The sequence below is a fragment of the Oleiphilus sp. HI0043 genome, assembly GCF_001634935.1.
Genome location: NZ_LWEY01001465.1, coordinates 1 through 920, shown reverse-complemented (window position 1 = coordinate 920; position 920 = coordinate 1). Strand labels below are relative to the sequence as shown.

Sequence of the window (920 nt, the reverse complement as noted above, 5' to 3'; positions counted from 1 at the left end):
GTACATCACCAAGTGCACGGAAAATTTCACGTGTACCTTCGTCACGATAGATACCCTTACCACTAGTGATGATACCGTCAGCACCGATGTCGCCTGTTACAGCATCATCAATCACTAACTCAACTGCGTCATTCTTGATCGCGATACCAGCACCTGCTGTTTCAATTTCATCGCCAGTTACAGCAGTATCACTTACACGGATTGCTGCGATGTCTGCAATGTAATCAGCTTCAGTGTACTCTTCAGTACCACCTTCACCGTCATCAACCTGTGTCCCAATTAGTGATGCATCAGCACTTGAAGACTTAACATTAACTTGTACGTTGTTAAATACGTAGCCTGTACCTTCACGAAGACGAATAGCGCGACCGATTGTATCTAGTGTTGCATTTTCAAGCGTTGGCTTAGCAATTGGTGTGCCTGCATCGTCAGTGCTGTGCGAGTCAGCTTCGATTGCACGTGAGTCAATCTCATCATCAACAACAACTTGCTGAACGTAAACGTTTGAAAGAGTGCCGATATAACCCTGGTCAGTATCGATTGAATCATCACCTGCGTTGTAGATGTACAGACCATCAACATCAACCGTACCACCCCAAAGCTCAATGACGTGGTCTAGCATTTTTGACCAACCCAGTTAAGATACTTTTTTCATTTCAATTGCCTGAGCTTCGTATTCATTCGGGCTCATGTAGCCCAAGTAAGAATGCAGCCGCCGACTGTTATAAAACATGGATATGTAATCCAAAATATCCTGCTGTGCCTCATAGCGAGTTTGGTAACTTCGCCATTGCACGCGCTCTTGCTTCAGGCTTCCAAAGAAGCTTTCTACTACCGCATTATCCCAACAGTCGCCACGCCGACTCATGCTTCCTTGGATGCCGTGTTGATCCAATAACCTTCTAAAGGCATCACTCGCA

General features: G+C 45.5%; 1 protein-coding gene and 1 pseudogene. Both read right to left on the bottom strand.

Going from position 1 to position 920, the window contains the following annotated elements:
- A pseudogene (locus A3729_RS20705) lies at positions 1-622 on the bottom strand (hypothetical protein); the annotation flags it as partial.
- 15 nt (positions 623-637) lie between these two features.
- Positions 638-920: IS3 family transposase (locus A3729_RS20700; RefSeq protein ID WP_156498054.1), on the bottom strand; the 283-nt coding region annotated here is incomplete at its 5' end.